The sequence below is a fragment of the Butyricimonas sp. Marseille-P3923 genome (assembly GCF_900184685.1).
In the GTDB taxonomy this organism is placed as follows: Bacteria; Bacteroidota; Bacteroidia; order Bacteroidales; family Marinifilaceae; genus Butyricimonas; species Butyricimonas muris.
In genome coordinates, this window is sequence record NZ_FXXL01000005.1 from 93,559 (window position 1) to 107,065 (window position 13,507).

Genomic DNA, 13,507 nt, shown 5'->3' on the forward strand with positions numbered 1-13,507 from the left:
AACAAACATTTATCATTAAAATAACATCCTATATTCCAACTCGTTTGTAGAACAAAAGACTTTTCACGAACACCCGTTTAAACAACGACTGATTAACGGGAGAAATAAACCACCCGGAGCGCAATACACCGTCTACTTCCACGAAAATATAACGCGGAAGAGCCCCTATCACGTAATCTTTCATGAAAGCACTTTTAGTCTTGTCACAAAACAAGTTTATCATCCACCCCGTTGGTTTTTTCCCCGTCAATATTTTTCTCCATTTGTCCATATCTTCACTCGCACCCACGGCAATATTCACGAACACGATACCGCCCTCACCCCATTTTTCATTCACATTTTTTGCTTCAGCAAACGTATCCAACTCGTCAGCACCATTCACGCTATCCAACGCCCACACGCAAATAAACACACATTTTTCCTGAAAGTCCGTCAATCGAAACGTATTTCCCTTGTCATCCGGCAACACGATTTCGGGCGCGATCGCGTTTTCCCGAACAGGAGTGTACATCTTCTCCAATTCATTCACCCGCTCTACAATCTCCCGATTTTTCATACAACACCTGAAAACTTCAAATACAGGCACCAGATCTTTGCTCATCCCATTCACTTGTAACTCCTTCTCCAACAATCCGAACGCGTAAATCTGACGCACTTTTTCACTCTTGATGCCATACAAGCACTCCTTCATACGCATATAACTTGTGCTCCCCTTATTCACCCGGAAATACCAATCCAACACGTTTTTCAAATCCCCCGGTGACAACAATTCCAACTCGGGAACATCCGGATCAGTACTCAATTGACAGGGACGCAATTTTTGCAAATCTCCAGGTCGCCCACCAATCGCCTCCCAATACCGAAAAATATTTTCCCGCTGATACGCGTGCCACAACAACGTGGCTCGCCCTCTCTCTTGGGTATCATCAATCCCACGCACAAGTTCGTTAGCCCGGGCATCCATCCCTTTCAATGCCCGCGTATAGCTGTCTATCGAAAGCGTCCCGTCCACATTCTCGTAAATCTTTTTTAATTCCGGGTAAGACGTTTGGGCATACAACTCCCCTTGTAGTAGCATAAAACACGCTACTATACTGCATACAACACTTCTCATACTCATTATTTTAACATCTCCAACAATTTATTCCGCAAAACTTCTCGACGTAAAGATTTCCCCGCGACAGTTCCATCTTTATCGAGTACCACGATAAAAGGAATACTCCTAATATCCAATGCCTTACATATTCCTCGTTCCAAATCAAACCCGTACCGGTTACGAACACTTAACCATTCCAACTTCTCTGCGGCATTGGCACGAGCCCAAGCCTTCGCCGAATTATCCAACGACACACTCACGAACTTCACGCCTTTCCCCTCCAATTCTTTATACAACGTCTTCAAATATTGAAGTTCCGCCCGACAGGGAGCGCACCAAGATGCCCAAAAATCAATCACGTACACGCTTCCGCCCCAATCCTTCAATGTCAACGAATCTCCTGCTATCGAACACACTTCTATTTCGGGAAATTTCTTCCCGTTAGCCATATTTTCCACCCGCTCCAATCTCCGTTTCAACGCCTTGCCTATCTCCAACCGCTTCACTCTCTCCGACAACAATTCATACATCTTTATACCCTTATCGTAATCGTTCTTCATCTCCATCAATGCAATATGGGCAGAAGCTATATTATCCGGATTCTCCTCTATAAAAATACAAGTTTCCTTAAACCTCAACTGTTGAAGTTCAGCTTCAGCTTCAAACGAAAATATATTTTCCATGCTAACATTCTTTTCCGACATCTCGCTTGCTTGCTTTTCCAACATCTCGCTTACTTGCTTTTTCTGCATCTCGCTTGCTTTTTTTTCCATCTCCATTTCATATTTCTTGAAACAGTCTTGGGCGGGCGAACCTTTCAAATTCTTCAAATGAGCTCCTTCAAGAAATTCTGCAACCAACTCTTGTCCATCCAATAGAACCGTCATCTTCTTATCATTCACCTGCAAAACATAACATCCCGGTTCCTCCAACTCCCCTTTCAAAATGAACTCATAATTATCCAAATCCGCAGAAGCCAAAACACGTGAAACAGAATCATTCGCGCGAATAAACACCGTCCCATACTTCATGCCCGGTACACGCCCTTTCATCGTAAAACAATATCCCCCGGCTTCTGAGCATCCCCACGCGCAATACAACAGTATAGCTATTATCACTAATCTCATAATCAAACAATTTCTATTTTACTTCAACATATCAAGCAAATTCAGAGTTTTCTTATCTCCAAATTGATAAGAAAACTCGGGCATCCCCGGAGCTATATACCAGGCATTTCTCACAGAACCATCCTTGTTGACAAACACGTAACGAGGCAACCGGGATATACAATAATCCCGCACGAAAGAACATCTTTCCACATCACAGAAAAGGAAGTCTACTTTACCCGCCTTTTCATCCACCTGTTTTCTCCACGCCTCCCGTGCATCCGCTTTCCCCAAACAAACACAGAGGTACACGAACCGATCGGTATTATTATATTCATCGGGTAAATCCATGAACCGACTTATTGCCTCGTTCTCATCCATTCCTACCGAAAAGACTCCTATAAACACATGTTTACCCTTGAAACCAGAGAGTTTCACGCTCTCCCCCTTTCGGTTTTCCAACACGAATTCAGGAGCGGCAGCCCCCGCTTGAAGCGGACGGTATTGCTCCACCAACGCTTCCACCTCTTTCACGGTTTCCGGAGTCTTGGAACACCAGCGCACATTCTCGCAAATCTCAGCCACTTTCTTCCCGAATCCCTCTTGTTCGAATGTTCTCCTCAAAAAGGGCAACACGTAAGCATTACGTATTTTCTCACTTTTCACGTTAAATAACACGTATGAACAACCACTCAAATTCATTCGAACCACATTATACACCTCCAAATAATCATCTATCAACTCCACCAGCATCTCTTGCGGCAACAACTCCAAATCCGGACTATCCAAATCAAACCCCGGATACAAACGCTCTAGTACACCATGTACAACAGTTCGCTCCGCACTTCGTTTTCTCAAGAAATCACAAGCATACGCAAAAACCTCTTTTATCTCTCTAATCCGCATACCCCTAGTGTCATTTTTCGGAAGAGTATTCATTAATTTCTCTGTTTGAGCATGTGCGGCACTCAAAGCCTCCTCAAAACCGGCAATATCATTCGCATCAATCACCTGTTGATAATTCTTTGCCATTTCAGCAAACCGTTCATCTTCTTGCGCAAAAAGTATGCATGGCATCAACCAACAAACAAACAATAATATACTACAAATAAAATATACTCTCATCACGTACTATTCTTGTAACAACTCCATGATTTTCTTTTTCAACTGCCAATTTCTCAAATTACGAGCAACGATACAACCATCTTTAATCAATAAAATATATGGTATACTATTAAATTTAAACTGCTCTCGAACACCTTTTCCATTCTTAAAACCGTATATATTCCGCACGCTTTTCCAAGGAATCTGTTCCTCCACACACGCTTTCTTCCAAGCCTCGACCTTATCATCCATGGAAATACTAATCATATTTACCCCGAATTTATGCACTTCCGGATACATCTCTTTCAAATAAGCCATTTCTTCGCGACAAGGTGCACACCAAGATGCCCAAAAATCAAGCACCCATATCCCCGGAAAACGTTCTATCACCTCTGTTTTTCCTTCTTCCGTTTCCACCTCGAGCGGGGAAACTTCACGTCCCAAAGCTAAACCAGCAAATACCTGTGTTTCTGCATACAATCGTTTACCTAATGTCAACTGCTGCATTTCCGGCGAAAGCAACGCGTACATTTCCATCCCTCGCTCGTAATCCCTATTCAGCATACCCAATGCCTGATATACCGAGAAAATACAATCAGGATACGCTTGTATAAAATCACGAACAACACCGTATTTTACTCTTTCCACCCCGAAATACTCGATTGTTTTTTCGTCCAAATTAACTTTATCTTCCGGATGTTTCCGCGCCTCCCTATACTCCCGTCCGATTCGTTCCTCTTCCGGCTTGTACTTCTCCTCCATCCATTTCTCGAGCAACAGATTCATCTCCCTTACCTTCCCCTCCGTCAAGTTTACCCTTTCATTAATAATATCAATAGCAACCTTCGTCTTCCCCTCATCCAATAGCAAAGGATGTTCCCAGTGATTTATTTTCAATATATACTCTCCCGGTTCTGGCAAATTCCCTTTCAACGAGATTTTTCCATCATCTATCTCGGAAGAAAAAAGAACATTTCGGGCGGAATCGGCACTTACAAGAAGTGCCGTTCCGTATTTACATCCTTTAATCTCTGCCGTCAATTCCATCCGACAGGTACCCGGTGCAGCACATCCCGCCCAAAATAAAATCCCCAAAATCACTCCATATCTTATCATAAATCCGACCGTTTCCCAAGTGTTTCCTGCAATTCCGATACAATCGATTTCATCAATTTGTATTTCTCGACACACAATTTAAACTCACCATTCTTCTCTTCAAACGCCGCATCATCTCCCAGCAACACTTCTTTCACGTAATCGGCAATATCCTGAATTACCGTAGGACAAGTATATTCTGTTAGTTTACCGGTCTTTTTATTTACTGTAAATTTCTTTCCTTTATCATACGACAAAAAACCGAATTTACGACAATCTTCATCCCAATCCGTATCTTTATTCGTTTCTTTCATGGACACTCCATACAACGGTTTATTCATTACCTTATCTACTTTCCCCACGGAAAAAGAACAAAAAACTGTCAGATTATCAGACTCCATCCCATTCATGTAAGCCGCATACTCTTCCGCCAATACAGTTGCGCCCAAACTCTTTTTATCTATTTCTGTCTCCTTCTTCTCATACAAAGCAACACAAGTTGTTCTTCTTGCTTTAAATACATCTTTCAAATAAAGTGTATTCTCATTAACATTACTTTTATTTATTAAAGAATCAACCAACAAGAAACTACAAGGAGAAGCTCCATTCAGCAATCCCGGTATCACTTCATCACGTAAAAATTCCATCCCTTTCTTTATCTTATCCCGTTCTGTAAGTAACGGATACCTGTAATTATAATGAGAGTTTACATTATAATTAATCCCCAAAACCTCGTAACGATACATCGGTTCTCCCAGTGAATTCACCCCGCGTTGAACTTTGGCAATTGTATCGTTATAAAAAATAGTAACACCCGTTTCCTTGTAAATCTCATAAGCCAAATGTCCTAATTCGTCATCCGAATCTTCCAAGACAAACCAATTCGTTTCTCCCGTGGGAGATAAATTTTCATCATCATCATTGCATGCCGCAAAGCACAACGCAACACCTAATAACAAATAATTCAATATCTTCATAACCTAATATTAATTCTATTTTACCGCTTTTCTTTCTTCACGTTCTTCATTGAGTTCCAGTCGACTATTCAAACGATGTTCTTCGGCCGGAATAGGAAACACCCAAGCCGGATCTTCTCCATAGGGAGCTAAAACATAAGTTTCATCAAGCCAACTATGAGTTATTTCCTTCTTTTGCGGATACTTACTATTCACGGCATATCGACGTAAATCCAACCACCGGAATCCTTCAAAATTAAATTCCAACCTACGCTCCGCGCGAATAGCCGTCATCAAATTCTCCCCATGCAGCACAACAGCTTCCGGTTCCGCTACTCGATACCGACGTAATTCTTGCCACAATTGATTAGCCTCATCCTCACGTCCCACGGCTGCCAACGCCTCCGCTTTATTCAGATAAGCTTCTGCCAAACGTAATGTAAAAACATCGGATATCCCACCATCATCCCATTTTTTTAACTTGGCTGGTAACAAATATGATATCATTACAGGAAACCACCCACTCCAAGAAACAACTTGTAACTTAGCCATCCCCACCATATAACGGAAATCATTACCCTGTGACTGGTCCGGCACTAAACGATTGTCATTAAAAGCATCTACCAAATCATCAGAAACACCATAAAATGGACTAAACAGGTTATCCCCAGGCTCAGCATCCCACACGATTTCATCTCCTCTTATGGCACCTGAACCAAAAAAATACCGTAACCGATAACCTCCTTGAGAAAATATTACTTCCGGCGAATGACTCGTTATCAGACTTTGTGAAGCACTCTCGATTAAAGTATAATCATCCAACCGATAAACATTATCTTGCAATAACGTATCACACTCGTTAATCACTCCCTCGTAATTCTCCATGTGCAAATAAACTCGGCTTAAAAACAAGCGGGCAGCCTCCATTGACGCACGATAAACAGACTTTCTCCCGTATCCGGAAAGCCATTGAACGGCATCTTTCAAATCGGCAACAATCTGCTTGTACACCTCGGCCACGCTAGCCCTGGAAAATCCGCCCTCTTCCTCGTAATCCTCCACGTAGGGACTCAACTTTAAAGGCACTCCCGGGTCTTTATCCGCTGTTTTCACGTCATAAGCCCTCGAATAGATATTGAGCAACCACCAGTAATACGTGGCACGCAAAAACATTGCCTCTCCTTTAATTCGATTATAATCAGGTTCATTCTTGAACTCTTCCGCCTCATACAGCATAATATTCAACGCGTTGATATGCCGATACAATTCACTCCACGCCAGATTATCCGTGGAACCGCGGTTATCATCTGTTAAACCACCTCTCCAAGGATCTCTTTGCCAACCGTAAATTGCAGAACGTGACATATGATCACCTAGCCCCATTAGTCCCAATCCATCATATTGCAGATCATCATCCAAAAGATGCATCCAAGCAGGTACCGAACCATTCCAATTGCTGCACTCGTCAAAAGATGCTATCGCATACCCTTCTCCAATCAACAACTGGTCCAAATCATTGATCGAATTCACATAAGTCAAATTTTGTGCATCCTCTTCCAGAAAGTCACTACAAGACCATCCGAATACCAGAAATACAATTAAATATAAAATCTTCTTCATAATCATCAACTAAAATGAAACATTCAAATTAAACGAGAACGTCGGACGCAATGACATGTTCAACTGAGGAGCACTTCCCGACTGCGTGGCAGGATCCTGTCCTTTCAGCTTCTTGTCACAAATCATAAACAGATTCGTGCAAGCAAAACCGATATAAGCCGATTTCATAAAGAATTTCCGACAAAAACCATCCGTAAACTGGTAACGTAAAGAAAGCGATTGCATCTTCAAGAAATTTCCACTTGCAACCCGAATATTCGAATTGTCATACATTTGCCAGATATTATCGGCAAACTTGTAATCATTATTATTACACCAAGGATCGTATAGCGAACGATCAAACTGAATCCCTGATAATACCCCAGGAATATTCGTGTATCTCTCGTCACCGGGCTGACGCCAACGATCGGAAAACTCTTTGCGTACATTCTCGGTTGGAATTGGGGCTATCGACCTATTTATTTTATTCATATTAGGATACATTTGCAAAAGGCGAACCTTTGATCCTAGACTATACGTCAAATTAAATGATAACGTGACCCCTTTGTAAGAAAAAGTATTACTGATTCCACCTTGAATTGTCGGTACGCGAGTTCCTGAATGTTCCATCACTTCCATAAACACGTCCTCCCGTTCCATATCGCGATACTTTTCCCTCAAGTCCACCGCGTTCTTTTTCGTTTCCTCGTTAATATCAAACAAGGGCAGACCATTAGCATCCACGTAGCAACCTTTTTCTGTTTCTCCATTCACCATCGAACCGGTATTATAGAACATCGGTCGACCATCCCGTTCACTCAAACCGGCAAAACGATAAGAATAAAACGTATTCACCGGGCGCCCCACGACAAGCACGCTTCCATCCAAATATTTATCGTAAGTCGGTCTATTCTGTAAAGGATTGTCTTTCACTTTCTTTTTGTTAAGCAATTGATTCAACACCGAGCCGAGCTGAGGATCAATCGACCAATGAAATCCCCGAACGTTTCCGGTTGAACGGAAATCAAGCGGCACAATTTTCAAGGAAATTTCCGTACCCTTGTTCTCCACGGTTCCCTTGTTCATCGTGTATGACGACCGTCCGTTCACGGTTGAAATAGTCTTCGTCAAGAAGGCATCTCTGGTCTTTTTGTAGAAATAAGACACCGTACCGTTCAATTTCCTTTTAAAGAGCGAAAATGTCAATGACACGTTGGTCGAAGAAGTTTTTTCCCATTTCAAATCGGGATTCGGATAGGTCACAATTTTGGCATAAAGTTCACCCCCGGCATTGGTCGCCCCCTCTTTCGAAACGACCAGCCTTGAACTCTCAGAGGGTAACATATTCCCTTGATAACCATAAGAAGCCAAGAGAGAAAGTTCATTGATCCAATCCGCCCCTTCCAAAATATTTTCCTTAACATTCCATCGACCGGAGAACGACCAGATCGGGGCAAGCTTTTCGTTAGCCCTGCTACCGAATTGATTGGATTGATCGAAACGAATATTGGCATTCAACACGTACCACATTTTATACGCATAAGACACGCTCCCGTACCCGGACAACAAATTCGATTTCGACGACCTGCGAGTGGAAGGATTATTATTCATCCATTTTACAAAATTGTCATATTCTTTTATATTATCAAGTTTAGCAACAATCCCCCCCCGATCACGCATATACCCTCTCTGGGTATGCTTGAATTGATCCGATTCTGACGAAGATACTTCAAAACCCGCCATAGCACTTAAATTGTGGCTCTCTTGAAAAGTTTGAGCGTAACTCAACTGCAAACGCAACATATAGTTATGTTTCTGATCGCTTTGTTTCTCTATTTCACCACCCATTGGGCAAAGATTACTCGCTCTATTATCCGTGGTAGTCCCTACTTCATGACGCAAATCCCCTATATAATAAGATTTTTCACCATACCAAGTTTCTTGATCGGAATTCGAAAAACCATAAGCCAGCGTTGCGCTTAAGTTCAAGGGATCAATAATCTGGTAACCCACTGTCGTGTTAAAATTGAACGAATATTGATTGATATCGTACGAGCTATTCTCCACCTCGTTCAAGATATTAAAATAAGAACCGACATAGTCACCTTTTTTATAAAACCAATAAGAACCATCCGGGTTCGTGGCAGGTACTGCACGGCTAGTATGATAAGCATAATTCATCACGTTCACCTTTTGAGGCGTGTATTCCCTTTCCTGCGCATTAGCGTCCATGCCCGCCTGAACCGAGAATCGATTAAAATGAGCCGACATTCTCATGTTTGCCGTATAGTTTTTATTCGCCTCCCGTTTCGTGGTCCCTTTGGCATCATTGTAACCGATAGAAGCATAATAGGTCACGTTTTCACCACCACCGGATACACCGATCGTGTGCTTGTGAGAGAAAGAATTCTGTCCCAATAAACCGAACCAATCCGTGTTCAATTGTTCCAAATAACCAATCTGTCGGTTCATTTCATTGAAATCAATACGATTCTGGTAATAATCCCGCATAACACCTTCATAACCTACCCAACTATTAAAAGAAGGGAACTCCAACAAAGCCGCGTCCATCTCCCGGCTATAAGCGATTCGCTCCTTGGAATTCATCATATACACGTTACGGTCGCTATAATGCGGACGTCTTGTAAAAGTTCCCGACAAAGCATAAGATACCGACGGGGCACCTTTCCGACCTTTTTTCGTCGTGATCACAATAACTCCATTCGCGGCACGAGCCCCGTAAATAGCGGTAGCCGAAGCATCCTTCAACACGTCAATCTGTTCGATACTCTCCGGGTCCAACCCTGAAATCGCGTTACCTAACAAGTTCACGAAGTCCAAATCGTTCAACTGTGCCGGGTCCACGTCCACCGGATCGGTTCGGATTATACCGTCAACCACCCACAATGGTTCCTGGTTTCCCAACAGCGTGGAAGTTCCCCGGATTCTCAACCGCGGTGCGGCTCCCAACTGTCCGGAATTCTGCAGGAACATCATACCCGGCACGTGTCCTTCCAACATCATATCAATCGTGTTCAACCCGGGAACCCGAATATCATCTGCTTTAATCGAGGTAATAGCGCTCGTCAATCTACGCTTGTCTACCTGCTCGTACCCCGTGTTCACCACGACAACTTCATCCAATTGATTCGACGACTCTTTCATTACCACGTTAATCGTATCCTTCCCGGTGTACGCCACGGTCTGCGTTTCCATTCCCAAAAAAGAGAATATCACCTCGATAACATCCGCTTTCGGCACAGGCAGAGTATATCTTCCCTCCATGTCCGTTGCCGTTCCCCGGCTTGTTCCCTTCAACACTACCGTCACCCCGGGAAGCGGAGCTTTTTTCTCGTCCGTGACCTTTCCCCTGATGATGAGCATCTTCTTCTCGTCCTTGGGCTCCTCTTTTACCTTAATAACAACAATATTGTTGTCATAAGAATACATCAGACCGTAACGAGGCAACAGATCGCTCAGAAAAACCAAAAACTCCTTATCCTTCACATCCAAATTCTTCACGACTTTCCCTTCCATTAAATTCAAGTCATAAAGAAAATCGCAAGCAACTTGTTTACTCACTTCTTGTAACACATCGTTCAAAGAGGCTTCTTCCACATGTAAAGAGACCTTTGCCTCCTGTGACAAGGTTGTTGCATGAACCGTCATACAAAAACCAAACATCAATACACTCAATAATTTCATGTTAATTAACATCTTACGATACAAAATCAATCGCCTAAGATTGACACACATTCGATTTTTCTCCATATTTTTGCTTGTTAGTAAATAAAAATATACTTTTTGACCGTTCCAAAATCAAGAAAGTATATGGTTATCAGGTTGGAACCCTTATTTCCAACCTGTTTTTCTTTTTACCGTGATTACTTTATCCTTTATTATAAATTCAACATTTCCGGTTTCTTCAAACTTATCCAATAAATAAAGAAAATCATCATACCGCTTCAATCGTCCCGAAAACTTATTGTTCTTCAATGCTTCATCCAAATAAAACACCTCCAAACCATACCACTTCGCCAGCACGTCCATGATATTTTCCAAAACCTCCCCGTTAAAGCAATAGAATCCATCTTTCCACGAGGTATAATACATCGTCGTCACACTCTTTTTCTCCGCATTCCCCGTCACCCTGCTAAACACCACCTGATGCCCCGCCTGCAACTCAAAACGTTGATCATGGTCACAATCCACTTGCAACCGTCCTTCTTCCAACGTAGCGATAATATCATCCTGCTCCGGGTAAGCCTTAATATTAAAAGAAGTCCCCAACACCGTCGCATCCATGTTCAACGCGTGCACGATAAACCGCTTTGCCGAATCTTTAGCCACCTCGAAATAACCTTCCCCCTTCAAATACACTTCCCGATTTTCCCCAGAAAACACCTCCGGGAAACGAAATTCCGAATCCGCATTCAAATGAACCGTTGTCCCATCCGCCAAAAGCACCCGGTACTCCGCTCCCACGGGAACCGTGATCGTGTGATACGCCACCTCCTCATTCTTCTCCTTGACTCCATCATTCGTGTAGATCAACGTACTATTATCATTTTCTATACGCTTGAAACTATCCTCCACGATCACCTCATTTATTCGGTCCGCACGCAACGGAAGAACCTTCCCGTTATCCAGCTTCAACGTCACCAAAGTACAATCATCGGCAAAGGTATTCGCCCTCTCCTCCACCACGGGACTTTTAAACAAGAACATCAAACCGAGCAGGAGCAACGCCACGGCAGCCACAGCCCCGCCATACCACAAATTACGCCGCCGATTTCTCCTTCTCCACCTACGTCGGATAGCCTCCATTCCCGCCTCGGCATCCCGCTCCAACTCTTCCTGCAACGTTTTTCCCACCCGCATTCCGTCCAATACTTGAACAATCCTTGCACCATCCCCTTGCTGAAGCCACTTCTCAAGCTTCGCCGAATCACTCGCGGACAATTCCTCACCCCCGAAATAATCAACCAATATATCTTCAATTTCTCTCATTCACGTTCGCTTTTTATATATAATCTACAAAAAAAGACAAAAGGGTGACAGCAGAGCAAATATTTTTTTATAAAAAAACAGGAATCAAGTTATATCATCGAAAAAATGTATCTTTGCTGGAAGAATAACACTATTACTAACACAAGGGAATAGAAATGGAACGAAAAATCATAGCCAAACTCAAAGCATGAAACTCAATCCAAAATCGTAAATCATAAATCTAAAATCTATCAAGAATCACTTGGCAAAGAATTATAAACCGCCAATCCTTTTACCGTTAACAGATATCTTTGCCTTGGATGTTTAGGATTATTAGGGTAGAGCATCACAACAAAACCCTCTTTCATGGCAGGATTCAAATAATTTGCTATAAAGTTCTCCCGGTCTTTCAAATTCATGGCCGCAAGCATGTCTTTAATTGATAATTGCCGTTCTGCCAATACACGAATCAAAGTTTGTATTGCAACAGAACTTGTCGGGTACTTGTCGGGTACTTGTCGGGTGCTTGTCGGGTGTTGTTCCTCAATCCATTCTGATGGAGGATTCACAACCATATACCGATTCTTCAATTCATTATGTTCGCCCATCATCAAATTCCTAAAGAACCGTGTTAAGAAACCCGTATCAGGCTCAATGCCTTTACGCACATTACGATAATTGGCACGAACCAGTGCATTGCGGAAATACCAAGAGTGTTCAGCAAACAAATCATTATCCACATCAAAACCTATACTTCTCAGATACTTTATCGTGAATACAGCCGTTGTTCGGGTATTCCCTTCACCAAATGGATGTATCTGCCAAAGATTTGAAACAAATTTGGCTATATGTGCCACCACCTCATCCAAAGACAATCCTTTATAAGAAAAGTTCTTTTCCTGTTCCAAATCATACTCTATAGCTCTATGCAAATCTTCTGCATTAACGTACAGCACCGTATCGCCACGAAGCACCCATTCCTTCTTTGTAATATCATAGTCACGAATTTTACCCGCAAATTTGAACACGCCTTCAAATAGTCGCCGATGAATAGAAGTAAAACCTGCTACAGAATAAGCAAATGACTTCTCATTCAAGATTCGGGCTATATTGGCTGAAACCTTGTCCGCTTCTTCTGTATCTTCATCATTCGGAGTACGAACAGTCTTAGATTGGTAATATCCATTGATAAGTGCTTTCACTTCATCAATGCTAATATCACCCTCAATATGTTTAACCGCTGTATCCTTCAAGTAGTCGGAGGTCTGTAAACCATCTACAGCCTGAAGCCCAATAGCGGTTTTCCAAGCTGAAGCCTTTTCTTTCTTGTCAGGCTCTCCATTGCGGATATATTCGTCAAAATTAATCATCATACACTTATTCAAACCTTAGATTTATTCCCCGATTTGTATGACAAATATAGTACTTTTGTTTTGTATAATCAAATAACTATCAGCAGTACGCCAAAGGTCTTCTAGCTGATATTCAACAAAGAAGTTTTATTATTTTGTATATAGACAAGAAAGAAAAAACGAGATCCATTTTATTGAATCTCGTTTTTG

9 protein-coding genes are annotated in these 13,507 nt (G+C 42.3%); all 9 read right to left on the bottom strand.

Annotated elements, in window-relative coordinates; genetic code table 11:
- Positions 1-28: 28 nt before the first annotated feature.
- Positions 29-1,114, bottom strand: coding sequence for a redoxin domain-containing protein (locus CS948_RS04030; RefSeq protein WP_176554910.1), 1,086 nt, complete (start codon positions 1,112-1,114; stop codon positions 29-31).
- A gap of 5 nt (positions 1,115-1,119) precedes the next feature.
- Positions 1,120-2,223: a TlpA disulfide reductase family protein gene (locus CS948_RS04035; protein WP_099290480.1), complete on the bottom strand. Its 1,104-nt coding sequence runs from the start codon at positions 2,221-2,223 to the stop codon at positions 1,120-1,122.
- 18 nt (positions 2,224-2,241) lie between these two features.
- Positions 2,242-3,234, bottom strand: a complete 993-nt coding sequence (locus tag CS948_RS04040) for a peroxiredoxin (protein WP_099290481.1) — start codon at positions 3,232-3,234, stop codon at positions 2,242-2,244.
- A 99-nt stretch (positions 3,235-3,333) separates the two neighbouring features.
- The gene (locus CS948_RS04045; protein ID WP_099290482.1) at positions 3,334-4,422 is read right to left on the bottom strand and encodes a TlpA disulfide reductase family protein; all 1,089 of its coding nucleotides are present in this window, start codon (positions 4,420-4,422) and stop codon (positions 3,334-3,336) included.
- Positions 4,419-5,378, bottom strand: coding sequence for a hypothetical protein (locus CS948_RS04050; protein ID WP_099290483.1), 960 nt, complete (start codon positions 5,376-5,378; stop codon positions 4,419-4,421). The genes CS948_RS04045 and CS948_RS04050 overlap by 4 nt, the downstream gene beginning before the upstream one ends.
- 15 nt (positions 5,379-5,393) lie before the next feature.
- Positions 5,394-6,977 carry a RagB/SusD family nutrient uptake outer membrane protein gene (locus tag CS948_RS04055; RefSeq protein WP_176554911.1) on the bottom strand — a complete coding sequence of 528 codons (1,584 nt, stop codon included), beginning with the start codon at positions 6,975-6,977 and terminating at the stop codon, positions 5,394-5,396.
- A 9-nt stretch (positions 6,978-6,986) separates the two neighbouring features.
- A complete protein-coding gene (locus CS948_RS04060) occupies positions 6,987-10,661 on the bottom strand; it encodes a SusC/RagA family TonB-linked outer membrane protein (protein WP_255301850.1) in 3,675 nt (1,224 codons plus the stop codon).
- Between the two features lie 147 nt (positions 10,662-10,808).
- A complete protein-coding gene (locus CS948_RS04065; RefSeq protein ID WP_099290485.1) occupies positions 10,809-11,966 on the bottom strand; it encodes a FecR family protein in 1,158 nt (385 codons plus the stop codon).
- A gap of 230 nt (positions 11,967-12,196) precedes the next feature.
- Positions 12,197-13,315, bottom strand: a complete 1,119-nt coding sequence (locus tag CS948_RS04070; RefSeq protein ID WP_099290802.1) for a Fic family protein — start codon at positions 13,313-13,315, stop codon at positions 12,197-12,199.
- Positions 13,316-13,507 lie beyond the last annotated feature (192 nt).

Bases quoted from the DNA above. Each gene is read 5' to 3' on its own strand.
- CS948_RS04060 (WP_255301850.1), bottom strand. From the start codon at position 10,661: ATGAAATTATTGAGTGTATTGATGTTTGGTTTTTGTATGACGGTTCAT.
- CS948_RS04040 (WP_099290481.1), bottom strand. From the start codon at position 3,234: ATGGCAAAGAATTATCAACAGGTGATTGATGCGAATGATATTGCCGGT.
- CS948_RS04065 (WP_099290485.1), bottom strand. From the start codon at position 11,966: ATGAGAGAAATTGAAGATATATTGGTTGATTATTTCGGGGGTGAGGAA.
- CS948_RS04045 (WP_099290482.1), bottom strand. From the start codon at position 4,422: ATGATAAGATATGGAGTGATTTTGGGGATTTTATTTTGGGCGGGATGT.
- CS948_RS04055 (WP_176554911.1), bottom strand. From the start codon at position 6,977: ATGAAGAAGATTTTATATTTAATTGTATTTCTGGTATTCGGATGGTCT.
- CS948_RS04030 (WP_176554910.1), bottom strand. From the start codon at position 1,114: ATGAGAAGTGTTGTATGCAGTATAGTAGCGTGTTTTATGCTACTACAA.
- CS948_RS04050 (WP_099290483.1), bottom strand. From the start codon at position 5,378: ATGAAGATATTGAATTATTTGTTATTAGGTGTTGCGTTGTGCTTTGCG.
- CS948_RS04035 (WP_099290480.1), bottom strand. From the start codon at position 2,223: ATGAGATTAGTGATAATAGCTATACTGTTGTATTGCGCGTGGGGATGC.
- CS948_RS04070 (WP_099290802.1), bottom strand. From the start codon at position 13,315: ATGATTAATTTTGACGAATATATCCGCAATGGAGAGCCTGACAAGAAA.